General features: G+C 64.3%; 24 protein-coding genes. 10 read left to right on the top strand and 14 right to left on the bottom strand.

Annotated features, from left to right (window positions below; genetic code table 11):
* Positions 1-283 precede the first annotated feature (283 nt).
* From carB to HBH1_RS01180, 3 genes are all read right to left on the bottom strand, one after another.
* Positions 284-3,517 carry a carbamoyl-phosphate synthase large subunit gene (carB, locus tag HBH1_RS01190; protein WP_102661270.1) on the bottom strand — a complete coding sequence of 1,078 codons (3,234 nt, stop codon included), beginning with the start codon at positions 3,515-3,517 and terminating at the stop codon, positions 284-286.
* Entirely contained in the window at positions 3,510-4,673 is a 1,164-nt protein-coding gene (gene carA, locus HBH1_RS01185) for a glutamine-hydrolyzing carbamoyl-phosphate synthase small subunit (protein ID WP_102661269.1), read from the bottom strand. The genes carB and carA overlap by 8 nt, the downstream gene beginning before the upstream one ends.
* 299 nt (positions 4,674-4,972) lie before the next feature.
* Positions 4,973-5,380 carry a GlcG/HbpS family heme-binding protein gene (locus HBH1_RS01180; protein WP_034338629.1) on the bottom strand — a complete coding sequence of 136 codons (408 nt, stop codon included), beginning with the start codon at positions 5,378-5,380 and terminating at the stop codon, positions 4,973-4,975.
* A 369-nt stretch (positions 5,381-5,749) separates the two neighbouring features.
* On the opposite strand from HBH1_RS01180, the gene HBH1_RS01175 reads away from it, so the two are divergent.
* The gene (locus HBH1_RS01175) at positions 5,750-6,352 is read left to right on the top strand and encodes a C40 family peptidase (RefSeq protein ID WP_039875208.1); all 603 of its coding nucleotides are present in this window, start codon (positions 5,750-5,752) and stop codon (positions 6,350-6,352) included.
* Positions 6,353-6,453: 101 nt separating this feature from the next.
* On the opposite strand, the gene HBH1_RS01170 is transcribed toward HBH1_RS01175, so the two are convergent.
* Positions 6,454-7,425: a patatin-like phospholipase family protein gene (locus HBH1_RS01170; RefSeq protein WP_039875210.1), complete on the bottom strand. Its 972-nt coding sequence runs from the start codon at positions 7,423-7,425 to the stop codon at positions 6,454-6,456.
* A gap of 132 nt (positions 7,426-7,557) precedes the next feature.
* On the opposite strand from HBH1_RS01170, the gene HBH1_RS01165 reads away from it, so the two are divergent.
* Both HBH1_RS01165 and HBH1_RS01160 read left to right on the top strand, forming a co-directional pair.
* The gene (locus HBH1_RS01165; RefSeq protein WP_102661268.1) at positions 7,558-8,466 is read left to right on the top strand and encodes a hypothetical protein; all 909 of its coding nucleotides are present in this window, start codon (positions 7,558-7,560) and stop codon (positions 8,464-8,466) included.
* Between the two features lie 25 nt (positions 8,467-8,491).
* Positions 8,492-9,082 carry an IMPACT family protein gene (locus HBH1_RS01160; RefSeq protein WP_102661267.1) on the top strand — a complete coding sequence of 197 codons (591 nt, stop codon included), beginning with the start codon at positions 8,492-8,494 and terminating at the stop codon, positions 9,080-9,082.
* 20 nt (positions 9,083-9,102) lie between these two features.
* Here HBH1_RS01160 and HBH1_RS01155 read toward each other — a convergent pair whose 3' ends face one another.
* Together HBH1_RS01155 and HBH1_RS01150 are read right to left on the bottom strand one after the other, a co-directional pair.
* Positions 9,103-10,407, bottom strand: coding sequence for an MFS transporter (locus HBH1_RS01155; protein WP_199181505.1), 1,305 nt, complete (start codon positions 10,405-10,407; stop codon positions 9,103-9,105).
* A 94-nt stretch (positions 10,408-10,501) separates the two neighbouring features.
* Entirely contained in the window at positions 10,502-11,878 is a 1,377-nt protein-coding gene (locus HBH1_RS01150) for an NAD(P)H-dependent oxidoreductase (RefSeq protein ID WP_102661265.1), read from the bottom strand.
* A gap of 185 nt (positions 11,879-12,063) precedes the next feature.
* Between HBH1_RS01150 and HBH1_RS01145 the strand changes: the two genes are divergently transcribed.
* Positions 12,064-12,963 carry a LysR family transcriptional regulator gene (locus HBH1_RS01145; RefSeq protein WP_102661264.1) on the top strand — a complete coding sequence of 300 codons (900 nt, stop codon included), beginning with the start codon at positions 12,064-12,066 and terminating at the stop codon, positions 12,961-12,963.
* A 14-nt stretch (positions 12,964-12,977) separates the two neighbouring features.
* Here HBH1_RS01145 and HBH1_RS01140 read toward each other — a convergent pair whose 3' ends face one another.
* Together HBH1_RS01140 and HBH1_RS01135 are read right to left on the bottom strand one after the other, a co-directional pair.
* The gene (locus tag HBH1_RS01140; protein ID WP_102661263.1) at positions 12,978-13,157 is read right to left on the bottom strand and encodes a hypothetical protein; all 180 of its coding nucleotides are present in this window, start codon (positions 13,155-13,157) and stop codon (positions 12,978-12,980) included.
* Between the two features lie 9 nt (positions 13,158-13,166).
* Complete coding sequence (locus HBH1_RS01135) at positions 13,167-14,624, bottom strand: MFS transporter (RefSeq protein ID WP_102661262.1); 1,458 nt, start codon at positions 14,622-14,624, stop codon at positions 13,167-13,169.
* Between the two features lie 162 nt (positions 14,625-14,786).
* On the opposite strand from HBH1_RS01135, the gene HBH1_RS01130 reads away from it, so the two are divergent.
* From HBH1_RS01130 to HBH1_RS01115, 4 genes are all read left to right on the top strand, one after another.
* Entirely contained in the window at positions 14,787-15,443 is a 657-nt protein-coding gene (locus HBH1_RS01130) for a helix-turn-helix transcriptional regulator (protein ID WP_102661261.1), read from the top strand.
* Between the two features lie 136 nt (positions 15,444-15,579).
* Positions 15,580-16,437 (top strand): hypothetical protein, encoded by an 858-nt coding sequence (locus tag HBH1_RS01125; RefSeq protein ID WP_102661260.1) that lies wholly within the window; start codon positions 15,580-15,582, stop codon positions 16,435-16,437.
* A gap of 95 nt (positions 16,438-16,532) precedes the next feature.
* Positions 16,533-16,784, top strand: a complete 252-nt coding sequence (locus tag HBH1_RS01120) for an AbrB/MazE/SpoVT family DNA-binding domain-containing protein (RefSeq protein WP_102661259.1) — start codon at positions 16,533-16,535, stop codon at positions 16,782-16,784.
* Positions 16,778-17,128, top strand: a complete 351-nt coding sequence (locus HBH1_RS01115) for a type II toxin-antitoxin system ChpB family toxin (protein WP_102661258.1) — start codon at positions 16,778-16,780, stop codon at positions 17,126-17,128. The genes HBH1_RS01120 and HBH1_RS01115 overlap by 7 nt, the downstream gene beginning before the upstream one ends.
* 38 nt (positions 17,129-17,166) lie before the next feature.
* On the opposite strand, the gene HBH1_RS01110 is transcribed toward HBH1_RS01115, so the two are convergent.
* The 5 genes from HBH1_RS01110 to HBH1_RS01090 form a co-directional block, all read right to left on the bottom strand.
* Positions 17,167-17,874 (bottom strand): transcriptional regulator NanR, encoded by a 708-nt coding sequence (locus HBH1_RS01110; RefSeq protein ID WP_077237780.1) that lies wholly within the window; start codon positions 17,872-17,874, stop codon positions 17,167-17,169.
* Between the two features lie 111 nt (positions 17,875-17,985).
* Positions 17,986-19,383, bottom strand: coding sequence for a 3-oxo-isoapionate kinase OiaK (oiaK, locus tag HBH1_RS01105; RefSeq protein WP_102661257.1), 1,398 nt, complete (start codon positions 19,381-19,383; stop codon positions 17,986-17,988).
* Positions 19,380-20,624, bottom strand: a complete 1,245-nt coding sequence (locus HBH1_RS01100) for a ribulose-bisphosphate carboxylase large subunit family protein (RefSeq protein ID WP_102661256.1) — start codon at positions 20,622-20,624, stop codon at positions 19,380-19,382. The genes oiaK and HBH1_RS01100 overlap by 4 nt, the downstream gene beginning before the upstream one ends.
* A gap of 10 nt (positions 20,625-20,634) precedes the next feature.
* Entirely contained in the window at positions 20,635-21,465 is an 831-nt protein-coding gene (locus HBH1_RS01095) for a phosphogluconate dehydrogenase C-terminal domain-containing protein (protein ID WP_102661255.1), read from the bottom strand.
* A 78-nt stretch (positions 21,466-21,543) separates the two neighbouring features.
* The gene (locus HBH1_RS01090; protein WP_006463212.1) at positions 21,544-22,881 is read right to left on the bottom strand and encodes an MFS transporter; all 1,338 of its coding nucleotides are present in this window, start codon (positions 22,879-22,881) and stop codon (positions 21,544-21,546) included.
* 336 nt (positions 22,882-23,217) lie between these two features.
* Between HBH1_RS01090 and HBH1_RS25320 the strand changes: the two genes are divergently transcribed.
* Entirely contained in the window at positions 23,218-23,409 is a 192-nt protein-coding gene (locus tag HBH1_RS25320) for a hypothetical protein (RefSeq protein ID WP_102661254.1), read from the top strand.
* Positions 23,410-23,453: 44 nt separating this feature from the next.
* On the opposite strand, the gene HBH1_RS01080 is transcribed toward HBH1_RS25320, so the two are convergent.
* Complete coding sequence (locus tag HBH1_RS01080) at positions 23,454-24,401, bottom strand: LysR family transcriptional regulator (protein ID WP_006463213.1); 948 nt, start codon at positions 24,399-24,401, stop codon at positions 23,454-23,456.
* Between the two features lie 128 nt (positions 24,402-24,529).
* Here HBH1_RS01080 and HBH1_RS01075 point away from each other — a divergent pair, with 128 nt between their 5' ends.
* Positions 24,530-25,450: a dihydrodipicolinate synthase family protein gene (locus HBH1_RS01075; protein ID WP_006463214.1), complete on the top strand. Its 921-nt coding sequence runs from the start codon at positions 24,530-24,532 to the stop codon at positions 25,448-25,450.
* Positions 25,451-25,532 lie beyond the last annotated feature (82 nt).

Below are 25,532 nucleotides of genomic sequence, written 5' to 3'. Positions count from 1 at the left end.
GAACAGTCTGGCTGGTGAACGGACCGTTGCTGCAGGATTCCGTCAGCTCTTCAACACGCGCTCTGACCCAGAGCCGCTAAGGACATGACGCCACGCGCAAGTCCACGATCACGTGGCACGGCGGCGTCATGTCCTTAGCGTCCCCTGGACGGATCTGCCCTGCAACATTGAACATGTTGTGGCCGCAGGGTGTCGTCCAAAAGTCAGAGAGGGCATCGATTGCTCAGATGCCCTCTTAGCTTGTCGGCGTCAACTGCTGCCGACAAAGTAACGTGTTGTGGGTTTAGTGTATAGCTTTATGCAGGCCTTGTAAATCGTAGACGTCCAGCGATTCCAGATGGCGCATGCCTTCCACTGCCGCTTCGGCACCAGCGATGGTGGTGAAGGTGGTCACGCGGGCCGCCAGGGCCGAGGTACGGATCGCTCCGGAGTCGGCGATGGCGTTGCGCTTTTCTTCAACGGTGTTCACCACCAGGGCGATCTCGTTGTTCTTGACCATGTCCACGATGTGCGGACGACCTTCGACCACCTTGTTGACGGTGGCAACAGGGATACCCGCAGCGCTGATGGCAGCCGCCGTGCCCTTGGTGGCGACGATGGAGAAGCCCAGCGCGACCAGGTCACGCGCCACCTGCACGGCACGCGGCTTGTCGCTGTTCTTCACCGACAGGAAGACCTTGCCCGAGGTCGGCAGCTTCACGCCGGCACCCATCTGCGACTTCACGAAGGCTTCGCCGAAGGTCTTGCCCACGCCCATGACTTCACCGGTGGACTTCATCTCGGGGCCGAGGATGGTGTCCACGCCGGGGAACTTCACGAACGGGAAGACGGCTTCCTTCACGCTGTAGTACGGCGGCACGACTTCGTTCTTGATGCCCTGACTGTCCAGCGATTGGCCGACCATGCAACGTGCCGCGATCTTGGCCAGTTGCAGGCCGGTGGCCTTGGAAACGAAGGGCACGGTACGCGATGCACGCGGGTTCACTTCCAGCACGAAGACGGTATCGACGGCCTTGCCATCGACTTCACTTTGCTGGATGGCGAACTGCACGTTCATCAGACCCACCACGTTCAGGCCCTTGGCCATCAGCGCGGTCTGGCGCTTCAGTTCTTCGATGGTGTCCTTGGACAGCGAATACGGCGGCAGCGAGCAGGCCGAGTCGCCCGAGTGCACGCCGGCCTGTTCGATGTGTTCCATCACGCCGCCGATGAAGGTGCGTTCACCGTCGGAGAGGCAGTCCACGTCGACTTCGATGGCGTCGTTCAGGAAGCGGTCCAGCAGCACCGGCGAATCGTGCGAAACCTTGACGGCTTCGCGCATGTAGCGCTCCAGGTCACGCTGCTCGTGGACGATTTCCATGGCGCGGCCACCCAGCACGTAGGACGGGCGGACCACCAGCGGATAGCCGATTTCCTGCGCCAGTTGCAGCGCGTCGGCTTCGGTGCGGGCGGTACGGTTGGGCGGCTGACGCAGGCCCAGGTCCTGCAGCAGCTTCTGGAAACGCTCGCGGTCTTCGGCGGCGTCGATCATGTCCGGCGAGGTGCCGACGATGGGCACGCCATTGGCTTCCAGGTCCAGCGCCAGCTTCAGCGGAGTCTGGCCGCCGTACTGGACGATCACGCCGACCGGCTTTTCCTTGTCGACGATTTCCAGCACGTCTTCCAGCGTCACCGGTTCGAAGTACAGGCGATCGGAGGTGTCGTAGTCGGTCGAGACGGTTTCCGGGTTGCAGTTGACCATGATGGTTTCGTAACCATCGTCACGCATGGCCAGCGCGGCATGCACGCAGCAGTAGTCGAACTCGATACCCTGACCGATACGGTTCGGGCCACCGCCCAGCACCATGATCTTCTTCTTGTCGGTCGGGTTGGATTCGCACTCTTCGTCGTAGGTCGAATACATGTAGGCGGTATCGGTGGCGAACTCGCCCGCGCAGGTATCGACGCGCTTGAAGACCGGACGCACATTCAGCTTCTTGCGCTGTTCGCGCACGGCGGTGTCGGTGGTCTTCAACAGCTTGGCCAGGCGGCGGTCCGAGAAGCCCTTCTGCTTCAGCTGGAACAGGGTGGCCTTGTCCAGCGACTCCAGGGAAGCTTCCTTTTCCAGCCACAGTTCGATGTCGACGATCTCCTTGATCTGCGACAGGAACCACGGGTCGATGTGGGTCAGACCATGCACTTCTTCCAGCGAGAAGCCTTGTGCGAAGGCATCACCCACGTACCAGATGCGGTCCGGACCAGGCTCGCCCAGTTCCTTCTCGATCAGTTCGCGGTCGGTGGTCTTCTCGTTCATGCCGTCCACGCCGACTTCCAGGCCGCGCAGGGCCTTCTGGAAGGACTCCTGGAAGGTGCGGCCGATGGCCATCACTTCACCCACCGACTTCATCTGGGTGGTCAGGTGCTTGTCGGCCTGCGGGAATTTCTCGAAGGTGAAGCGCGGGATCTTGGTCACGACATAGTCGATGGACGGCTCGAAGGACGCCGGGGTGGCACCGCCGGTGATCTCGTTGCGCAGTTCGTCCAGGGTGAAGCCCACGGCCAGCTTGGCGGCGATCTTGGCGATCGGGAAGCCGGTGGCCTTGGAGGCCAGCGCCGAGGAACGCGACACGCGCGGGTTCATCTCGATGACGATCATGCGGCCATCGGCCGGGTTGACCGAGAACTGCACGTTGGAGCCGCCGGTATCCACACCGATCTCACGCAGCACCGCCAGCGAGGCGTTACGCATGATCTGGTATTCCTTGTCGGTGAGCGTCTGGGCCGGTGCCACGGTGATGGAGTCACCGGTGTGCACGCCCATGGGGTCCAGGTTTTCAATCGAGCAGACGATGATGCAGTTGTCCGCCTTGTCGCGGACCACTTCCATTTCGTATTCCTTCCAGCCGATCAGGGATTCCTCGATCAGCAGTTCGGACGTCGGCGAAGCCTCCAGGCCGCGCTTGCAGATGGTCTCGAATTCTTCGGCGTTGTAGGCGATGCCGCCGCCGGTCCCACCCATGGTGAAGGACGGACGGATGATGACCGGGAAGCCGATGGTCTTCTGCACTGCCCACGATTCTTCCATCGTGTGCGACACGCCCGAACGGGCCGAACCCAGGCCGATCTTGGTCATGGCCTGCTTGAACTTGGAGCGGTCCTCGGCCTTGTCGATGGCTTCCGGGGTGGCGCCGATCAGTTCGACCTTGTACTTGTCCAGCACGCCATGGCGATGCAGGTCCAGCGCACAGTTCAGCGCGGTCTGGCCGCCCATGGTCGGCAGGATGGCGTCCGGCTTTTCCTTGGCGATGATGCGTTCCACCGCTTGCCAGGTGATCGGCTCGATGTAGGTGGCGTCGGCCATTTCCGGGTCGGTCATGATGGTGGCCGGGTTGCTGTTGACCAGGATGACCTTGAAACCTTCTTCGCGCAGGGCCTTGCAGGCCTGGGCGCCGGAATAGTCGAATTCGCAGGCCTGGCCGATGATGATCGGGCCAGCGCCAATGATCAGGATGCTTTTGATGTCAGTACGCTTAGGCATTTTGTTTCTTCTCCATCATCGCCACGAACTTGTCGAACAGGGGAGCGATGTCATGCGGTCCAGGGGATGCTTCGGGGTGGCCCTGGAAGCAGAAAGCAGGCTTGTCGGTGCGCTCGAAACCTTGCAGCGAACCGTCGAACAGCGAGATGTGGGTGACGCGGCAGTTGGCCGGCAGGGTCGCCTGGTCCACGGCGAAACCGTGGTTCTGCGAGGTGATCATCACCTGCTTGGAATCCAGGTCCTGCACCGGGTGGTTGGCGCCATGGTGGCCGAACTTCATCTTCAGGGTCTTGGCGCCCGAGGCCAGGGCCATGATCTGGTGACCCAGGCAGATGCCGAAGGTCGGGATGCCGCGCTCGATCAGCTCCTTGGAGGCAGCGATGGCGTAATCACAGGGTTCCGGATCGCCAGGACCGTTGGAGAGGAAGATGCCATCCGGGTTCAGGGCCAATGCCTCGGCGGCGGTGGCTTGCGCGGGCAGCACGGTGACCTTGCAGCCGCGCTCGGCCAGCATGCGCAGGATGTTGAACTTGACGCCGTAGTCGAAGGCGACCACGTGGAATTTCGGGGTGATCTGCTGACCATAGCCGCGGCCCAGGCGCCATTCGGTCTCGGTCCAGTTGTACGCCTTCTGGGTGGAGACCACCTTGGCCAGGTCCATGCCGGCCAGGCCGGGGAAGGCACGCGCCAGTTCCAGCGCCTTGGCGGTGGCCGCCTCGATGTCCGATTCACCGGCCACGATGGCGCCGTTCTGGGCACCCTTCTCGCGCAGGATGCGGGTCAGCTTGCGGGTATCGATGCCGGCAATGGAAACGATGTTGCTTTCCTTCAGGTAGTCCGACAGGGATTGCTGGCTGCGGAAGTTCGACAGCAGGCGCGGCAGGTCCTTGATGATCAGGCCGGCGGCGTGGATCTGCGATGCCTCCACGTCTTCACGGTTCACGCCCGTGTTGCCGATGTGCGGATAGGTAAGGGTGACGATCTGGCGGCTGTAGCTGGGGTCGGTCAGGATTTCCTGGTAGCCGGTCATCGCGGTATTGAACACCACCTCACCGGTGGTGTTGCCTGCGGCGCCGATGGAAAAACCTTGGAAGACAGACCCGTCTGCGAGCGCGAGGATGGCCGGAATCGCGGGACCGGAAAGAAGAGGCAGCAAGGGTAACTCCTGAGATTGTTACCGCCGCGGCTGGATGACCGGAAGACCTTTGCGCGCCAAAACCGACCGGCGCGAACACCCCGACTCATTCGGTACGGGAGCGTGGCTGGGCCTGTTAGGAACGAGGAAGAGGAATGGCTATGCGCTACGGCGGATAAAATTGGCTAAACCGCTCAATTATAGCGCAAGAGGCTCCCTCCGGCAAATCACGGATGGCCGAACTTGCTTCGGGAAGCACCGAAATGGGGTGCCAAAGGAGGGAACGCCGGCAGGCAGCGCTGCCGGCGCAACGCGGCGTATTACAGGCCCAGGGCGGCGATACCGGCCTTGGCGATCTGCACGTCTTCGGAAGACTTCACGCCGGAAACGCCCACGGCGCCGACATAGTGACCCTCGACCACGACCGGCACACCGCCTTCGAGCAGGCCGTCCAGGCCGGGGGCGCTCAGGAAGGAGACGCGACCGTTGTTGATCATGTCTTCATAGATCTTGCTTTCGCGGCGACCCAGGGCGGCGGTGCGCGCCTTGGCCGGGGCGATCTGCGAGGAAATCGGGGCGGCGCCGTCCATGCGCTGCAGCCACAGCAGGTGGCCGCCGTCATCGACCACGGAGATGGCCACGTTCCAGTTGTTGGCGCGGGCTTCGGCTTCAGCACCGGCGGCGATCTTCTTCACGTCGTCCAGCGACAGAAACGGTTTGGTTTGCATGTTTGCTCCGATAGGCATAAAAAATCGAACGCTGATTGTAAGGCCATAAAGTCGTTTTGACATCCCATGCCGGCAAACTCATCCATGCGACTTGCATGAATCATTTTCAGCACTTCGCCATCCCAATCACGCCTCCCACAAATTCCCGCACCCCGAGAACACAACAACTGCACCCCGACTCATCCGTAAATCATTTACAGAAAAATTTTCCTAGGGCCATGTAGGAAAAACACTTACTGGGAGATGACGGCAAATACCCCCTTTTTGCCCCGCAAATCATTCCATTTTGCCAAGCTGGCACGAATCCAGCTTTTGACAAGCCGTAAGATTTACCTTACAGTCCCGCAATCCTATTTTGAGAGGATCCCGATGACCCTACGCCGATCTGACCGAATCCGACGACAAACCGCTCGTGCGTGCGCGCTCGCAGCCGGCCTTTGGATCAGTGCATCGGCCTATTCCGCTGACCTTTCCCTGGCAGCGCAGGATCTTCCTCCTCCTCAAGCAACTTCCCCGCAAGCCCAGCAGTTGATCAGCAAGACCAATCTTGCGATCGCCCGCCTGCAAGACATCACCAACCGCGCATCCGAACTGGCCACCCAGGCCCTGGCCATGCTGGGCATCAATTACCGCTACGGCGGCAATTCGCCCGATACCGGCCTGGACTGCAGCGGTCTGGTGCGCTACGTCTTCAAGGAAGCATGGGGCACCGACCTGCCGCGCACCTCGCTGGAAATCAGCCGCGTGGGCGAAAAGATCGGCCGCGACAATCTGCAGCCCGGCGACCTGGTGTTCTACAACACCCTGCGCCGCGGCTTCTCCCACGTGGGCATTTACCTCGGCGACGGCAAGTTCATCCACTCCCCCTCGGCCGGTGGCCAGGTGCGCATCGAGAGCATGGACGAGTCCTACTGGAAGAAGCGCTTCAATGGTGCAAGACGCATCATGGCGGGCGAAGAAGAGCAGAAATAGGCACCGCAACGGTGCAAGCGCAAACGCTATAAACGATACAAACAAAATGGCCACTGGAAAATCCAGTGGCCATTTTTGTTTCCGTCAGGAAAACCTGAAAATCAGTTCCCCGTCGCCATCAACCTGAGCTTGCGCTTGATCTCCGGCATGGCCGCCGTAGCCGCCTGCTCGCCCGCCAGGATGGCCACGTTGCGGCTGGCGAAGTCGCTGCCCTTCATCGCCCCCAGACTCGGCTGCAGCACGATATCGGCATTCTTCAGCTCATACTGGTTGATGGTCTGCCCCATGATCGCAAAGGTCTGCAGCAGCACGTCGATGGAACTGCTGGAAGCCGCCTGCGCTTCCGGATTGGCCGAGATATTGACCGCGATCACGAAGTCCGCCCCCATCTGCCGCGCATAGCGCACCGGCACCGGCGACACCAGCCCGCCATCGACATAGGTATGGTCGCCGATCTTCACCGACTGGAACACCCCCGGCACCGCCGACGAAGCCCGCACCGCGACGCCCGCATTGCCGCGCTGGAACAGGATGGGCTGGCCGCTGCGCAGGTCGGTGGCGACCGCGCCGAAGGGAATCTTGAATTTTTCGATGGGAACGTTGTGCACCGCCTTGTTCACGTAGTTCTGCACGCCCTCCCCCTTGATCACCCCGCTGACCTTGGCGAACAAGGGCACCGACCAGTCCGAGATGGAGGCTTCATCCATGGACATCGCCAGCTTCTGCAACGCAAAGCCATCGTTGCCGGCGGCATAGAGCGCCCCCACCAGGCTGCCCGCGCTGGTACCGGCCACCACGTCTACCGTGATGCCCTGCGCCTCCAGCGCCTTGATCACGCCGATGTGCGCAAACCCGCGCGCAGCGCCGCCGCCCAGGGCCAGGCCGATCCTGATCTTGCGTGGCGCCACCGGCACCGGGGTGACGGTCGTGACAGCGGGGGTTGCAGGGCTACCGGCGGTAGATTCGACAGACGCTGGCGACGCGTTGCCCGGCACCCAGGAAGGGGTACCGCAGGCCGACAGCAGGAAAGTGGAAGCGACGGCAACAGCCGTCAGGCGGAAGGAGAAGCGCATGACACCACGGAGCAATATCGAAGCCCGACATTGTACTGCAAGCCCCCGCCCCGACCGCAGGCGGCCGGCCGCCAGGGGCGGTGGTGTAGAATGCGGCCCCGGCTCACGATCTGTTAGGCAAGGCTTCGCCCCATGAATATCGTCATCAACGAAGAACTCCAGAAGTACATCGATCCCCTCACCCCCAACGAATACGCCGCCCTGGAACGCAGCCTGCTGGCCGAAGGCTGCCGCGATGCGCTGGTGCTGTGGGGCGAGGTGCTCATCGATGGTCACAACCGCTACGAAATCTGCCGCAAGTACGACCTGCCCTTCAAGACGGTCCACAATGACAGCTTCAAGTCGCTGGAAGACGTGCTGCTGTGGATGATCGATAACCAGCTCGGCCGCCGCAGCGTCTCGGACTTCCAGCGCGGCATGCTGGCCCTGCGCAAGCGCGACATCATCGCCGCCCGCACCAAGGCCGAAGCCACGCCGGCCAAAACTGCCGCCAGCGACGACGGCAGCACCACCGACCCCGCCACGAACAACGAGGACGCCCCGGCCGGCGATGCCCCCTGGCACGCCGACGACGACGCCGGTCGCATCAAGACGCGCGAAGACATCGCCCGCGCCGCCGGCATCAGCAGCGCCACCATCGGCCAGATCGACCGCATCCGCAAGACCGCCGCCCCGGAACTGGTAGAGGCCGTGCGCACCGGCACCATCTCCATCAATGCCGCCGCTGCCGTGGCGACCCTGCCCAGCGAGGCGCAGGTCAGCGCCGTGGCCGGAGGCAAGAAGGAACTGCGCGAAGCCGCCAAGAAAGTGCGCGAACAGAAAGCCGCCACCCGCACCCCGCGCGCGCCCGCCAGCGACGACGGCGCCACCGGCAGCAGCAGCGCCATCCCCCTGGTGGAAGGCCAGGAAAACGAACTCACCGCCACCCTGCGCCGCGAGATCGCCGCACTGCAGAACCGGGTCTCGCGCCTGTCCGAAGAAAACCAGGGCCTGCGCGCCGAGCTGGCCCTGCTCAAGGCCGGCAGCGACCAGCAGGCCTGAGGCCCAGGCGCACAGGCAAGTCACCATGGCCACCTTCACCATCGCCCAGCGGGCCGAGATCGAACTGGAAATCCGCAAGAGCCGCTTCATCGGCATCGTCCAGCCGGTCGCGGGGCGCGAGGCCGCCATGCAGGAAATCGCCCGCATGCGCGAGGTCCATCGCAGTGCCACCCATGTCTGCTGGGCGCTGATGGCCGGCGGCCAGTCCGGCATGTCCGACGACGGCGAACCCTCCGGCACCGCCGGCCGCCCCATGCTGGAGGTCTTGCGTCACCACGAACTGGATGGCGTACTGGCCATGGTGGTGCGCTACTACGGTGGCGTCAAACTGGGCGCCGGTGGGCTGGTGCGTGCCTATACCGACGCCATCGCCACTGCCCTCAAGACCAGCGAACGCACCGAACGCGTGGCCCAGGCGGAGATCGAGATCGGGGTGGTCTATTCGGCCGAACCGCAACTGCGGCACTGGCTGGCGCAGCAAAAGTACCAACTGCTGGACAGCCGCCACGACACCCTGGCCCACCTCCACCTGCGCCTGCCCGAGGCCGCCCTGGCTCAGGCCGAAGAAGCGATCCGCCGACTCTCCTCGAACGCCGAGATCAAGCGCATCGCCTGATCCCGGCGCCATGCGCCATCTCACTGGTCGGCATCACGCGCTGCAATCATGCGCACCAGGAAAGCCCCCAGCACCATGAAGGCCGCCACCGCATACAGACCGATCCTGACGTTTCCGGTCACATCGTTCAACCAGCCCACCATGTAGGGCGAAACAAACCCGGCCAGGTTGCCCACGCAATTGATCGCTGCAATCCCGGCCGCCGCCGATGTTCCCGCCAGGAAGGCCGAGGGAATCCCCCAGAACAGTGACAGCGCCGCCAGCGTACCGGCCGTGCCCACCGACAGACCCAGCACCGCCAGCGTCGGATCACGACCGATGTAGCCGCTGAAGGCCAGGCCGATCGCGCCCACCACCAGCATCACCGAAAAGTGCATGCGGCGCGTGCGGCGACGGTCGGCCGACATACCCGTCAGCAGGATGGCCGGGATCGCCACCAGATAGGGAATCGCCGAGAGCCAGCCGATCATGGTGTTGTCGGCCACGCCGCTGTTCTTGATGATGGAGGGCAGCCAGAAGCTCACGCCATATAGCCCGATGATCTGGCAGAAATACACCAGGCACAGCTTCCACAGCCGGCTGTCCCTGAGGAAGGACATCGAATTCGCATGCTCGGTCTTGGCGCCATCTTCCTGGCGGATCTCCTCGACCACCTGACGCTTTTCATCGGCCGAGAGCCAGCGCGCCTGCTCGGGCTTGTCCACCATCATGAACAGCACCGCGATACCCGCCACCATCGATGGAATCGCCTCGATCAGGAACAGCCACTGCCAGCCGCGCATGACTTGCGACTGGCCAAAGGCATCCAGGATCCAGCCCGACAACGGCCCGCCCACCACACCCGCCAGCGGAATGGCGATGTAATAAAAGCCCAGCGCAAAACCACGCTTCCTGGCCGGGAACCAGTAGGTCAGGTAGAGCATGATGCCCGGCGAGAATCCGGCCTCGGCCACGCCCAGCAGGAAGCGGGCGATATAGAACTGGGTCGGCGTCTGCACCAGCAGCGTAGCCGCCGAGATCAGCGCCCAGGTGATCATGATGCGGGCGATCCACACGCGCGCGCCTACCTTGTGCATGATCAGGTTGCTGGGCACTTCGAAGAGGAAGTAGCCGATGAAGAAGATGCCCGCGCCCAGGCCGTAGACGGCGTCGCTCAGGTGCAGGTCGTTCATCATCTGCAGCTTGGCGAAACCGACGTTGACACGGTCCAGGTAGGCGCACAGATAGCACAGCACGATGAACGGCATGATGCGCCAGGTGATCTTGCGATAAACGTCGAAAGCACCCGCATGCGCAGTGGGATGCGCCATGGTGTGTTGAGTCATGTCTCCTCCGATGCCCTTTTTTGATGGGCTTGTTCGAGGTTGGGGAAGGCGGGGGCGACGTCTGCGTCGCCCCCGTGGACGAGGAAGCCGGCGCTCAGGCCGCCTGCTTGTGCCCGGTTGCGATGCCGAGTTCGCGTGCGAAGAGCGCTTCCATTTCGCGGCGCACCTGGACGGCCTGCTTGCTGGCATCGAATTGCACGTCGCTCCAGCGCACCGCCCGGCCAGCCGGGATATCGTGCTTGAGCACCATGTTGTGCGCCAGCCCGATGGGCAAAGCCCCCACGCGCAGCGAATCGGCCGCCGGCATGAGCTTGCCGTAGACAGTGAAGCCACCCTCGCCGTCCAGCGTCTCACCCGCCTTCAAGTCCCGCTTGGCGGTGGCGGCGACGTCACCGCTCCAGCTGGTAGTGGCCCCGGTGGCTTCGTTGCGCACGGCGATGGACGCCACCGAGATGCCCAGCTCCAGCCCAATCAGGTGATACGGCTTATAGGTGGCGGCAAAGCGGCCGCTGGCATCGGTCTTGAGACCGTACTGGGCAAAGCAGTCACGCACGTAATCGCTGGGCGCCTCGAAGACCGCATACACGCCCCAGCGCAGGTCGCGGAACACCGGCCGACCATCGCGCTCCAGAGACGACACCACCTCCACCGTCCCGCGTTGCTGCAGAATGCCGCCGTCGGCTTGTGCGCGCAGCAGGGTCGGCAAATCGTCCACGCCGCAGGCCGGGAACATCAGGCCATCCGTGGGCGGGACCAGATCGCAGCCATTGGAGACGGCTGCCATTTCCAGCGCCGACTTGGTGCCATCGAGGAAGGAGTTGAACATCTGGGCATTGAAGTCACCGCCGGCCACCTGCGCCTCCGAGAAACCATAATGGCCCCAGACCGTATCCGGCGTGGACTGGTGATATACCGGCAGATACTTGGTGCCCTTGCCGGCGCAGATCACTTCCATGCCGATGGTCCGCGCCCAGTCCACCAGCTCGGCGATCAGAGCCGGCTGGTCGCCCGAAGCCATTGAATAGAGGATGCCCGCCTCGGCCGCGCGGCGCGCCAGGTAGGGGCCGGCCAGCACATCGGCCTCGACGTTGACCATGATGATGTGCTTCTTGTGCTCGCAGCACAGCAGCGCGTGACGGATTCCGGCGGCCGGGCTGCCAGTGGCGTCAATGACGATATCGACGGCATCGCTGGCGATCATGGCCGCCGCATCGTCGGTGATGAAGGTGCCACCGGTGCGCACGGCTTCCTGCAGCGAACGCGCCTGGTAACGCGCTTCTTCCCAGCCCACCCTGGCCAGCGAGGCCTGGGCACGCGTGGGCGAGAGGTCGGCTACCGCGGCAAGGTGAATACCCGGCGTGCGCGGTGCCTGTGAAAGATACATCGAACCGAACTTGCCGGCGCCAATGACGCCGACGCGAACCGGTCTGCCATTGGCCGCGCGGGCCTTCAATTGCCTGATGAGCGACATGTATTGTCTCCGTTGCCTGGTTGATGGATACAGGTACGGCATGGCGATGAGCCTTGAATCAAGCGTCCATGCCCTACCCTGGCAGGCAAGATAGCACTATCATTTTCGCAATCCAATGCGGAAAAGCGAAAGCATTCTGTGCAAAAATTCGAAGTCTCTCGCCCCCAGCCAGAAAGGAATATCTCTTGAGCGACTTCAACTGGAACGACCTGCAAGCCTTCCTCACCATGGCCCGGGCCGGGCGCCTGATGGTGGCGGCGCAGCGCCTGGGCGTGGACCACTCCACCCTCAGCCGCCGCATCGCCGCGCTGGAAGCGGCATTGGGCGTGCCGCTCTTCGAACGGCGTGCGGTAGGTTTCGTACTCACGCCCGAGGGCGAACGACTGATCGGTGATGCCGAAGCCATCGAAACCCTGGCCCTGCGCATGCGCGCCAGCCTCGACGATGATGCCGCCAGCCTGACCGGCACGGTGCGGCTGGGGACGCCAGAGGGTTTCGGCACCTACTTCCTGGCGCCACGCATCGAGCGCCTGTGCGACGCCCAGCCAGGGCTGGAGATCGAACTGGTGGCCAATCCACGCTCATTCAGTCTGATCAAGCGCGAAGCCGACCTGGCGGTGAGCATGGCGCGTCCGGCCCAGGGGCGGGTCTATGCCAACAAGCTGGTCGACTATGCGCTAGGCCTGTACGCCGCGCCCGCCTACCTGGCCGGCCAGCGCCGCCTGCGCAAGCCCTCCGACCTGGCCGGGATGCGCTGGATAGGCTATGTGGAAGACCTGATGTGGACCCCGGAGCTGGATTACCTACCGCAGATCTCGCGCGAGATCCGGGCGCAATTGCGGGTCTCCAACGTGATCACGCAGATGACCGCGCTGGCCGGTGGCGCCGGCATCGGCGTGCTGCCGCACTTCATGGCACGCCAGGAGCCCGGACTGGTGCGGGTGCTGCCGGAGCAGATCTGCCTGACCCGCTCCTATTGGCTGGTGACCCACGCCGATACCCGGGACCTGGCCCGGGTGGAACGCGTGACCCGCTTCATCCGCGATGAACTGGAGGCAGCCGGGCCGGCCTTCTGGATGGCCTGAGACGGCCGGCGGCTTCAGGCCGATGCGCTGCGCACGAACAAGAACGCATGGGCAGCCTCGAAGGCCTCTATCCTGCACATCATCTGATCCATGCGCTCACGCAGGGCCGCCTCCGGCCGGCGTGACCACAACAGGTCGAACTCGGCCACCAGCAGGTAGTATTCGATCTCGCTCAATTCCGGCGGCAAGTCCATGCGCCCTCCTCAACCCTGCCGCACCAGACGGCGCGTCAACACGATGGCCGCCAGTGGCGCCAGCGCAAACACCCCCAGCAGTACTGTCGCCGCCTGGGCGGCGCCCGCCAGGCCACCCGGTTCGCCCAACCCGGCCTGGTTGGCCACCAGACCGGCCAATGCCGCCCCGATGGCCATGGCATAGAGTTGCACGGTGGTGATGGCAGCAGAGGTCAGGTTCTCCTCCCCTGCCCGAGCCGCCTGCATGGCCCGGCCGATCAGATGGGGCCAGCCCAGGCCGATGCCCAGCCCGGCCGCGCCCAGCGCCAGCACGATCAGGGCATCCGACAGCCAACCCGGGGGCAGCAACTGCGCCGGCAACAGCAGTGCCAGCGCGAGCAAGCCCAGCGCCATCAGCCAGGGGCCGGCACAGATCATGCGTCGAGCCGCCGAACCGCTGTGCCCTGAACCGCTGAGCGACCCCACGCTCCAGCCGGCCGCCATGGCCGCCGTGGCATAACCCGCCGCCAATGGCACATATCCATGCAGGGTCTGCAGGAAGTAAGGGATGAAGATCTCCACACAACTGGCAATCACCAGCAAGGACACACTGGCAAACACGCCACCCATCACCGTGCGCAGGCTGTAGCCATCGCGCGGCAGCAGGCTCACGCGATGATTCAGGTCGATACGCGCCACCAGTACGCCCAACGCAGCACCGCCGACCACGCAGGCCATCGCCATCCAGGCCCGGCCGGTTTGCGCCGCCAGCGCCACCAGCAGTACCGAGGCAGCCAGCAAGAGAATGCGTCCCAGCGGCATGGCCTGCTGCTCGCCCACTATCGTGCGTACCGCGTCCGGCCCCAGTTGACGCGTCACCAGTGCAGCCTGCAACAGCAGCAGCGGCAACAAGGCGAAGAAGGCCAGGCGCCAGTGGCCGTGGGCGGCGAACATGCCGCCCACGGCCGGCCCCAGCAGGGTCGATATGCCCCACATGCCCGACACCAGCGCAATGGCACGCGACCACAGGCGCTGCTCGAACACCAGCGGGATCAGCGCATAGCCCAGCGCCGCCAGCAAGCCGCCGCCGATGCCCTGCACAGCCCGCCCGACCAGCATCCAGCCCATGTCGCCGGCACTGGCGCACAGCATCGCCCCGGCACCGAACACTGCCAGCGCCAGCAGATAGGCAGGACGTGCTCCCAGGCGACCCAGCAGCTTGCCGGTCATAGCGGAGCCGATGATGGAGGTCACCACGAACAGGGTCACGTTCCAGGCGTAATAATCGATACCGCCAATATCACGCACCACCGAGGGCAGGATGGTCGTGACGATATGCACGTTGATGGCATGCATGGCCACGCCACCGGTCAGGGCCACCGCACGCCAGCCCTGGCGGCGGCCCAGCAGCTCGCCCCAGGAGGCCGAGGCCGAGGCCGCGCCCGCGGCGGGATGGACGTCGGTGGAGGAAGGAGGAGAACTCGTCATGGCGTATCCTTGGCGACCTTGGTAGGGAGGTGGAAAGCCGGCGCAGGACCGTATCGACATTTGGAGCGCCCCGGCATAATATGCAAGTAAATACTTGGCTAATTCACCGCCATGGTAAAACCAGACGAGTAATTAAACAAGTAAACACTTGGAAAATATACGATGAGCGAATCGATACAGGAAAGCCCCAGTACTGCGGAACGCATCCTGCTACGCCTGAAGACCCGCGGTCCCGCCGCCGCCAGCGAACTGGCCGGGGAGCTGGAGATGAGCGCCGAAGCGGCACGCCAGCAGATCCAGAAGCTGGCCGCCGAAGGCCTGATCGCCAGCCGCCAGGCCGCAGCCGTGGCGCGCGCCGGGCGGCCGCGCCAGGAATGGGAGCTGACCGCAAGCGGCCACGCCCGCTTCCCCGACACGCATGCGCAACTGACGGTGCAACTGCTGGGATCGATCCGCCAACTGTTCGGCGAACCCGGACTGGACAAGCTGATCAATCAACGCGAAGACGACATGCGGACGCAATACCTGCGCCTCTGCGCCGACCTGCCCACCCTCCCGAAGAAGCTGGAAAAACTGGCCGACATCCGCAGTGCCGAAGGCTACATGGCCAGGGTCGAGAAGGAAGGCCGGGACTGGCTACTGATCGAAGACCACTGCCCCATCTGCGCCGCCGCAATGACCTGCCAGGGCTTCTGCCGTTCGGAGCTCCAGCTCTTTGGTGAAGTGCTCGGCAGCGAGGCCGAGATCACCCGCGAGGAGCACCTGCCGGCCGGAGCAAGGCGCTGCGTCTACCGCATCCGTCGCATCGCCGCCGGCTGAGTCCGGCGGAAGTCGCTCGGCGCCAACAAACTGCGCTGAACGCCCCCGATCTGTGCGAACATCCCCAGCGCCGCGCCGCATCGGGGGATGCCGGCCGGCGACCTGCCACCGCCACGCCTATTCAAAAGGGGAAGCCATGCCACCAGATCAAAGTGATTTCGACCCGGTCCTGTTCATCGCCGACGGTCCCTCGCAAGCCCTGCTCGACCCGAACCAGTACCCCTACATGTGCAACCAGAACGGCCATGGCCTGCAGAGCCAGACCGTGGTCGGCGAACTCATCACCCTGGCCCAGGAAGCACCGGAACTGGAACGCGGCGCCACCTACCGCGATATCGCTCACTGGCCGCGCAAGATCACGCCCAAGGACTGGCCGGCCTACGAGATCACCGAATTCGACTTCCGCGTTCCCGAGGTCCGCTACGAACCCCTGCCCGCCACCCCGGAGAATGCCCAGGCCTTCGGCGCCACGCTGCTGCGCAACGGCCAGTGCCTGAGCTTCACCTATCAGGGACTGGTGATGGCCCAGTACACCTACGGCAAATGGGCCGGCTATGAATCACCCTATCTCGGCGACGGCCGCAGCCGCGAACTGCTGACCTGGAATGCCACCGACCTGGAGTACCACGACTTCGCCCACATCTTCTTCTCGCAGGGTCCCGAACCGCTGGTGATCACGGTGGCGCGCTGGCGCCCCTACGTCAATGAAATCAGCCTGGCCGACCTGTGGGTGGAGCCGGGCGACGCCCTGGTGATCCCGCCCAAGCGCACGGCGCCGCCACCCACCCCGGGCATGAGCGAGGCCCAGAAACGCCTGCTGGTGGTGGATATGCACAACAACCGCAATTCGGCCCAGGCCTGCCGCCGCTACGACGGCCCGACCGGCCTGGCCACGGTGACCGTGCTGGCGGATGAACAGGTGATGTCGGCGCCGCTGACCCGGCCTTATTACCATGAGGAAAAGCAGCCCACCTGGCATGGCATGTTGCGTTGAATTCCAACGATCAACACAGTAGATACATTGTTTCTACAAGCTCTTGCCTTGTCTGCCACACGTTTATACAATGTATCTACTTTATGGAGAAGCACATGGAACTTTCGATTCAAAAATGGGGCAACAGCGCAGCCGTGCGCCTTTCTACCGAGTTTCTGAGTCTGCTCAATGTGAAATTGGGAGATAAGCTCGCGGTGGATATTCGCCCCGAAGGGGCTTTGTTGAAGCCCAAGCGTCATGCCTACTCCCTGGCGGATCTGGTGGCACAATGCGATGCCAGCGCCCCGGAACCTGCTGATATGGCCGCCTGGAGCAAGCTCAAACCTGTGGGTCGTGAAACATGGTGAGGCGTCTCAAATTCGAGCGCGGTGACATTGTTGTGGTCAACCTGGAGCCGACCGCAGGGCGTGAACAGCGTGGAGAGCACCGACCGGCCTTGATCCTGTCAACGGCGGTGTTCAATGTGATGGGGACCGCTCTGGTCGCCCCGATCACTCAAGGCGGTGATTTCGCCAGGCACGCCGGATTCGCTGTCACCTTGAGCGGAGCCGGCACCAAAACACAGGGCGCGGCGCTTGTGAATCAAATCCGCATGCTGGATCTGGAGGCCAGAGGCGCGAAGAGAATCGAGAAGGCCCCGGATTTCGTGATCGATGATGCACTCGCACGTTTGCAGGCCATCCTGGACTAGGGCCTGTTCGCAGTAGTGCACCCCGCGTACAGCCAGCCCTACTGCTGCCCCAACTCCCGATACAACTCATTGGCGCGCATCAGGTGCGCGCGCATGGCTTCGGCGGCGGCGTCGCCATCGTGGGCGGCAATGGCATCGACGATGCGCTGGTGTTCCAGCAAGGTCAGTTCTTCCGCTCCGGGAGCGCGCACCAGGGTGGTATAGAACTCGCTGGCCCAGCGGAACATCGACTCGACGATGGACGGGAAGATCGGGTTGCCGCTGATGTCGGCGATCTCGCGATGGAAGGCCATGTCGCGTTCGATGAACTCTTCCAGGTTGACCATCGAGGCGCGATGCTCGGCGATGGCCTGGCGCAGCCGCGCTACCTGCTCCTCGCTGGCGCGCTCGGCGGCCATGCGGGCGGTGCTGGTTTCCAGGAAGACGCGGGCTTCCTTCATGTGCTTCAACATGTCCGGCTTGGTACGCAGGAGATGCTGCGCACCAGCCGCGATCTGGGCGATCAGCCGGTCGGCCGTGGGGTCGACCACGCGGGCGCGCTCGCCATGGGCGATTTCCACGAAACCGGAACGCTCCATCGCCTGCATCGCCTCGCGTACCGCCGGGCGGCCCACACCGTATTGCTCCATCAGGTCGCGTTCGGAAGGCAATTGTGACCCGGGCGGGAATTCACCCTGATGGATGCGATCCATCAGGCGCTCCAGCACTTCCTGGTATAACTTGCGTCGCTGTATCGGTTCCGGCATGGCTGCGCTGTCTCAAAGTATAGGTTTCGTTGGACGCGCACTCTACCATATCTACCGCAATCGCAGTCCCGGCCTGCGATTGCGCCACGCCATGGGCGCACGAAGCAGCCCCTAGTTCACAGCCCCCTCCAGCACATCCCCGAAGAAGCTGCGCGCGCCCACCTGTCCCCCTTTGAGCACCAGTTCCAGACCGTCGCGGCGGCGATTGTCCGACCACGCCCGGCACAGCGGTGCGCCCGGGGCCAGACCGGCGCAGACCGACAGGGCTGTGATGTCCAGGGCACTGGCGACCTCGCCCGAGCTGTCGCCGCCGGCAATAGCAATGCGCTGCAGCGACTGTCCAGAATCGCCATCGAGGATGGCACGCAGGGTCTCGGCCAGTGCCATGCCGACCTGGCGCGCCGCCTCGCCCCGCGCCAGCCCCGCCTGGGTGGCAATGTCATCGAAACCGGTGACGGCAGGATCGTCCGGCCCCTCGGCCGAAAACACCAACGGACTGCGTCCGCTGGCGATGGCCGCATCGGCCGCCGCCACCAGGCGCGCCAGTTCGGCAGTACGCCGCTCGGGCCGCAGCACGGCCGGCAAATCCATGCGCTGGCAGGCAAACCCGTGCTCGCGCGCCCAGGCGATCTGCCCGGCCGTGACCGGCGAACAGCTGCCGCTGACCGCCGCAATCACCGGCACCGGGCCGGCCTTGGGCAGGGATGGCTGCGCCGCGATCCAGCCGCGTTCACGCCAGTAGGCGGTGAGCGCGTATTGCAAACCCGAGGACGATGCGCTGAAGACACCCGCCCCCCTACCCTCCCATACCAGCCGCCCGGCCTGGCGCTGGGTCTCGTCGTCGAGCACGTCGATCAGCACCACCGGGGCATCGCCACCGCGTAATGCCTCAAGGCGCGCCTGCGCCTGCCCGGCCCCGTCGCGCAGTTGCAGCATGTCCACCAGTTCCAGGCGGCGCGCCGTCTGCCGGCGCAGATGTCGGCGCAGGTCGGCCTCGTCCATGGGCGTGACCGGATGGCGCGACATGGTCGGATGCCGGTCCAGCCGGTAGCCCTGCCCGTCCACTGCGGCAAACAGGTTGCCGAACAACTGGTAGCGCTTCAGCCGGGGCGCGCCCACCACCATGGGCGACCAGTCGCCGCGCAGATGGCGCGTGCCGATGTCGATGGCGCGTCCGATGGAACCGGTCTCGGGCGAGGAATCGAAGGTCGAGCACACCTTGTACTGCATCACCGGTGCGCCCAGCGCCGCCAGCGCGGTGAAGGCCTGCGGCAAATGTTCCTCCATCCATTGCGGCGAACGCCCGCGCGAGGACCCGGCAATGCCGATGCAGCGCGCCTCGGGAAAGCGCGCCAGCATCGCCGCATCGGGCGTACGCAGGAACAGCACGGTCGGCAGGCCGGCGGCGCTCATCACCTCCATGGCATCGGTGGAGCCGGTAAAGTCGTCGCCGTAATAGGACAGCAGCAGCCCCTGCGGCAACTGCGCACTCTCAGGCAGCAGACTCATTTCCAGAACCCCAGCGCCGCCTGCAGCGCCTTGTTGTTGCGCGCATGCTGGGCCAGGGGGACGCCTTCGATGGCGGCCACCCATGCCTCACGCAGCGCTTCCACGCCCGCCGCCACGCCCTGCGGATGGCCGAAGATGCCACCACCTGCGGTATGGATCAGGTCGGCGCAGCCAATGGCGGCATAGGTATCGGCCGCCTGCAAGCCGGTCTGCCCGGAGCTGAAGACCGGCATCGTGCTGACCATGTCGGCGCCAGCCACCACCGGCTGCAGGACCGAACGCGCCGCCGTGATGACGCTGTCATCCGGCTCGCTGAACTTGTTGCCCAAGCCATTGACGTGCATATGGTCAGCCCCCGCCAGACGCCACAGCTGCTGCCAGGGCGCATAGTCCCAACCCAGTTGCGGGCTGCGCGTGAGATAGCCCCAACCGGCGCGATGCGCATGGATCGGCAGTTGCGCATGACGGCGCAACTCCTGCAGGCCGACCAGGCCGATGGAATTGAGGACCGCCATGACACAGCTTCCGCCCTCGGCCAGCACCAGGTCATGACGACGTCGCATCTGGTCCAGGTCGCCGGTGAGGTTGAAGGCCACCATGACCTTCTTGCCGGTGCGATCGGCGTGGTCGTTGACCACCCGCATCACCGCCCGCACCCGCTCGTCGAAGGGACAACGGCCGCCATCGGCCTGCAGTTCGTCGTCCTTGATGAAATCGATGCCACCAGCCACCAGTTCACGCACCTGCTGCACCGTCTCCTCCACCGACAGGCCGATGCTGGGCTTGATGATGGTGCCGATCAGCGGGCCATGCGTCACCCCGCTCAGGCGGCGCGTGCCTTCGATGCCGAAGGCCGGTCCCGGATAGGCGTCCACGAAGGCCTTGGGCAGTTGCAGGCCGGTCAGGCGCAGACCCGAGGCCTGGCGCAGCTCGAACAGGTTGCCCGCCACGGTGGACATCAGGTTGGGCAGCGAGGCACCGGTGTTCTCCAGCGGCCAGGACAGCTCCAGCCGGCATTGCGTATAGCGCTGCGACGTCATGCCGCCCGGCAGGCTGGGCGTGCTGCCGTGGCCGAGGATCTCCAGCTTTTCGACACGGGCGCCGGAGCGCGCCTTCAGTTCCGGCGTCTCGGTGGCCAGGGCCACGAAGGTCCCGCTGGATTGCTCCCCGGCGATGACCTCGGCCGCGCGCGCCGGGTCATCCCCGGTTTCCAGCCAGTAGCTGGCGTAGATGCGTTCCATGCCCACTCCCTCAGGTGATGCGGCGGATGCTCTCCGCGATCTCGTCATGCTCGAAGACCTTCAGCCAGTCGTCGCGCAGCAGGCGCGGCAGGCCGTTCTGGATGGCCTTGTTGCAGGCATCCGAGAAGGCACCGGGAATTTCCTTGAAGATCACCGCGCCCAGGATGTTCATATGCCCCAGCAGGAAATCGCGGGCCGCTTCTTCCGGCACGCCGCGACGCACGGTCTCGTCCATGGCCTGCTTCATCGCATAGAGCAGCGTGGCACAGACGGTCTCGGACAGGCCCGGCTCCAGGATCGCCATCTGTTCCACCGTCAGGCGATAGCTGCGCAGGATGGGCTGGTAGATCACCTTGGCCACATCCTCGCCCAGGTCGAAGGCCGACTCCGGACCCTGCATCAGGGCGCTGGTGATGGATTGCTTGGCGGCGCCGCCACCGAAGAAATCACGACGGCCTTCCGCCGTGGTCTCGTCGTTGAAGATGGGTGGGTGGCAAGGGTGGGCCACGAAATAGACCAGGTCCGGCCGGTCCGGCAGATGGCCGGCGAAGGGCGCGGCCGCGTCCAGCGTCATCACCATCACGCCGGCGCGCAGCTTGGGCGAGATCTCGGCGGCGATCTTGCCGATCAGGGTGTCGGGCACGGCCAGGATGACCACATCAACGTTGTCCAGCGCCGCGTCGATGCTCACACAGTCCACGCCGACCTCGTCCCGCAGGCGCTGCTGGCCCACTTCGCTGACTTCCACATGAGAAACCTGGTAATCCGATTTCTTCAGATTCTTCGCCAGGCGCACGCCCATCTTGCCGCCTGCGCCGAAGAGTGCGATCTTTTCCTTCATATTTCTTCTCCTATCGTCATTTGAGTTCTGCAAAGTTCCGGTCGGCCAGGCCAACTGGCTGCTGGCCGACCGGCGGATTTATTCGGCGATCACGCGGCCCTGCAACTCGGCCGCCTCTTCCCGCGAGCCTGCGCCGATGGCGAAGATCACCAGCGCCGACACCGCCATCAATGCCCCCACCACGAACATCGGTGCCTGGTAGGAACCGGTGGCGTCCTTGATCGCACCGGTGATGAAGGGCGCCATGAAGCCCGCCGCATTGCCCACCGTATTGATGAGGGCGATACCGGCAGCGGCCGCCGCACCGGAGAGGAAGCGCGCCGGGATCGACCAGAAGGTCGGCAGCGCCGAGAAGATGGCGCAGGCCGTGACCGTGATGGCCATCACGGTGGCTGCCGGGCTCTGCATGTACAGCGCGGCCGGGATGCTGATGGCGCCCAGCAGCGCCGGCAAGCCCACATGCCAGCTGCGCACGCCGCGCCGGGTGGCGTCACGGCTCCACAGGAACAGCGCGATGGCCGCCGGCAGGTAGGGAATGGCGGTGATCAGGCCCTTCTGGAAGACATTGAATTTGGTGCCGAACTGGGTCTCGAAGCCGCCGATGATGGTCGGCAGGAAGAAGGCCAGTGCGTAAAGCCCGTAGATCAGTCCGAAATAGACCAGCGAGAGCATCCACACCCGCGGATTCTTCAGCGCCGCGCCGGCGTGGGCCACGTGCTCCACCCGCTTGCCGTTCTGCTCGGCCTGCAGGGCGCCGGTGAGCCACTTGCGTTCGGCCTCGTTGAGCCACTTGGCTTCACCCGGCTTGTCGGCCAGGTAGAACCAGGCGATCACCCCGACCACGATGGCCGGCAGCGCCACCCCGGCGAACATGATGCGCCAGCCTTCCAGGCCGAACAGGCCATGCGCCTCGATCAGCAGGGCCGCCACCGGTGCGCCGATGACGATGGTCAGCGGCTGGGCCAGGTAGAACAGCGCCAGGATGTGGCTGCGATGCCGGGCCGGCACCCACAGGCTCAGGTAGAGGATGGCACCGGGGAAGAAACCGGCCTCGGCCACGCCCAGCAGGAAGCGCAGCACATACAGCCCCTCCACGCTGCTGACCCAGGTAAAGAGCAGCGCCACGATGCCCCAGGTCACCATGATGCGCGCCAGCCAGCGGCGCGCGCCGTACTTGTGCAGGGCCAGGTTGCTGGGGATTTCCAGCAGCACGTAGCCGATGAAAAAGACCCCGGCGGCAAAGCCGAACTGGGCTGCGGTGAGCGCCAGGTCACGGCTCATGCCATTGGGGCCGGCAAACGAGATCGCCGTGCGATCCAGAAAGTTGATGAAAAACATCAGGCCTACGAAAGGCACCAGCCTCATCGCGACCTTGCGGATGGCCGATCTTTCGACGGCACTCTGGGTGGTCTCCATTTTTGTCTTGTCTCCTGTCGGGTTGAGAGGCTGTGCCTGTTCAACGACAACCTCTCCGGGTTTCGCCAGGGACTGCGGGGGCTGTGCGCCTTGCGGTCGCCTGGCTGCCTTTGCTTGTTTTGTTTCTTTGATGTTTTCTTGATATCACCAGCGGCGGAGGCAGACAAAAAAGACGGACAGCGCCAACTGGTATAATCACTATACCATTACACCAGTTGTAAAGATGCTCAAATTTTTTGCATGGATCAGGTGAATGTCTCGCATCTGACCCGGGTTTAAACGGCCACAGGCGATACTTCGCCCTTTGCCGGAAACGGTGCTTCTGGGAAACATGAAATGAATGACGGAGAACCCGCATGCAAGGATGCAGTTCAGGATGACGCGCTTTGGACATTTGGGGCAGAACTTGCCCGCAAGGAAGGCTTCGCCAGGGTCAGTGAGGTCGCGGCATTGCTTGCCGCCTGGAGGCATGACCTTCAAGCGGGACAAGATCAGCCGAAAAGCAAGGAAGCTATGTCACCGGAGTGACACCGGAAGCGATAAACGCCTTGGGCAGTACGGTGACCAAAACCTCAGAGCGCCGAGCGCTCCCGCAGCAGCCGCACCAGCGCCTCCCCCGCCCCCGACAACTGCCCCCCTTTTCGGGTGACGATGCCGATGGTCTGCGACATCGAGCGCAGCTTCACCGGCAGGATGCGCAGCATCCCGCGCCGGACGAACATCTCCGCCACGGCCGTGGGCAGGATGGACACCATGTCCGTCCCCTGCTGCAGCAGCGCCACGGTCACGAAGGTCGATGCCGTGGAAATGGCATTGCCCGGCATGGTCACCCCGGCCAGATCCATCTCGCGCTCCAGCACCGCGTGCAGCGGCATGTGGCTGGGATAGGTCACCCAGCGATAGCCGGCCAGCGCCGCCAGCTGCAGTTGCCGACTACGCGGACGCGGATGCTCGGCCGACACCACCACCGACAGCGGCTCCTCCGACAGGGCCTGGTAGTGATACTTGCCGGGATGGTCCGACACGCTGGCGCGCGCCACCAGCAGGTCGAGATGCCCCTCGTCCAGCAAGCCCAGCAACTGCACGCTGGTATCTTCCACGATCTCGATGCTGAGCTCGGGATGGCGCCGTTGCAGCGCATCCACCGCCGGCACCACCATCTCCGGTACTGCCCCCATCACCGCCCCGATGGCCAGCCGGCCACCGCGCCCGGAGCGCAGTTGCGCCATTTCCTCGCACAGCGATCCCAAGTCCGTGGCCATCAGCCGCGCATAGCGGATCACGCAATGGCCGAACTGGTTGGGGATCAGCCCGGACTTGGTGCGCTCGAACAATTGCGCATCCAGCATCGATTCCAGCTCGGCCAGCGACTTGCTGGCAGCGGATTGCGTCATGGCCAGGGCGCTGGCGGCCTTGTGCAGGGATTTGTGCTCGTCCAGGGCGATCAGCAGCTGCAGCTGCTTCATGCGCAGACGGGACAGCAGACTCTGGAGGCTTTGCAGGCTGGGCGTGGGTTTCATGGGTGATTCCAAAAAGCGATCACATGATGGAAAGTCTTCACTATACAGCCCCGGTGGGCGCACGTATATTGATCGCCATTGCAAGCCGCCATCCACCGATGGCCCACGACAACCATGACGGAGACTCCATGAGCACCCCTATCTACCGCGGCGTATTCCCGGTCGCCCCCACCATCTTCGACGAACACGGCCAGCTCGACCTGGAAGGCCAGAAGCGCGCCATCGACTTCATGATCGATGCCGGCTCCAACGGCCTGTGCATCCTGGCCAACTTCTCGGAACAGTTCGTGCTCTCCGACGAAGAGCGCGTGCAGGTGCAGAACACCGTGCTGGAACACGTCGCCGGACGCGTGCCTGTGATCGTCACCACCACCCACTTCGGCAGCCAGATCTGCGCCGAGCGCAGCCGCGCCGCGCAGGATGCGGGCGCCGCCATGGTGATGGTGATGCCGCCCTACCACGGCGCCACCTTCCGCGTGTCCGAAAAGCAGATCTACGAGTTCTATGCACGCGTGTCCGAAGCCATCGACATCCCCATCATGATCCAGGACGCACCGGTGGCCGGCACCCCGCTGTCGGCACCCTTCCTGGCACGCATGGCCAAGGAAATCGAAAACGTCTCCTACTTCAAGATCGAAACCGCCGGCGCCGCCTCCAAGCTGCGCGATTTGATCGAACTGGGCGGTGACGCCGTGGTCGGCCCGTGGGACGGCGAAGAAGCCATCACCCTGATCCCCGACCTCGACGCCGGTGCCACCGGCGCCATGACCGGCGGCGGCTACCCGGATGGTATCCGCAAGATCGTCGACGCCTACATGGCCGGCGACACCGAAAAGGCCGCCGAGCTCTACATGCACTGGCTGCCGCTGATCAACTATGAAAACCGCCAGTGCGGCCTGGCCGCCTGCAAGGCGCTGATGCTCGAAGGCGGCGTGATCAAGTCCGACATGCTGCGCCACCCGCAGGCACCGATGCACCCCAAGGTGCGCGAAGGCCTGCTGCGCGTGGCCCGTCGCCTGGACCCGGTGGTGCTGAACTGGGGCAAGTAAGTCAGCCTATGAGCATGACCGCATGACAGGACGATAACTGATGCCTTGAGCGTCCAACCAAAAGAATCGCCGCCGGTGGCTT

This window comes from Herbaspirillum sp. BH-1 (assembly GCF_002870055.1).
Classification (GTDB): domain Bacteria; phylum Pseudomonadota; class Gammaproteobacteria; order Burkholderiales; family Burkholderiaceae_D; genus Herbaspirillum; species Herbaspirillum frisingense.
This window is presented reverse-complemented; position numbering and strand designations above follow the sequence as displayed.